Annotated in this window: 1 protein-coding gene; it reads right to left on the bottom strand. The window is 46.5% G+C overall.

All coding sequences use genetic code 11. The annotated features are described in order from the left end of the window. Window positions 1-521 (bottom strand): ATP-binding cassette domain-containing protein (locus tag L6Q96_23470; protein ID MCK6557507.1); only part of this gene is annotated, 521 nt, incomplete at its 3' end. Between the last annotated feature and the right edge of the window lie 53 nt (window positions 522-574).

Here is a 574-nt window from a genome sequence, read left to right as displayed (position 1 = left end):
AATTCCCGGATTTCAACGATCTGATTCGGATCCAAGCCGCTGGAAGGTTCGTCCAGAATTAAAATCTTCGGGTCATGAAAAATCGCCTGCGCCAGGCCGACGCGTTGGCGATAACCTTTGGAAAGTTCCGAAATGTACTTATGAATCACGCCGCGCAAGCCGCACATATCGACGACTTCGCCGAGACGTTTTTTAAACGCCTGCCCGGTGATCTCTCTTGCCGAAGCAACAAATTGTAAATAATCATACACATTCATTTCAACGTACAACGGATTGAGTTCCGGCAAATATCCGATCAGCCGCCTGATTTCCAGCGAATGCTCAAGAATATTGAGGTCGTCGACCTGTACGTTGCCGGATGTCGGCGCGAGATACGTGGTCATCATTTTCAAAGTCGTCGACTTGCCGGCGCCGTTGGGCCCGAGAAATCCCAGAATTTCGCCGTCATTGACTTGAAAATTGATTCCGTTAACGGCGCGTAGCGATCCGTAATCTTTAACAAGATTTTCAACGCGAATCATATTGTCTCCTGATTTACATAAATAAAACGGGTGCAAATTATAAAATCGAAAAA

This window comes from Candidatus Binatia bacterium (assembly GCA_023150935.1).
Classification (GTDB): domain Bacteria; phylum Desulfobacterota; class Binatia; order HRBIN30; family HRBIN30; genus JAKLJW01.
Note: the sequence above shows the minus strand (reverse complement) of the source record. Positions and strands in the feature narration are given on the sequence as shown.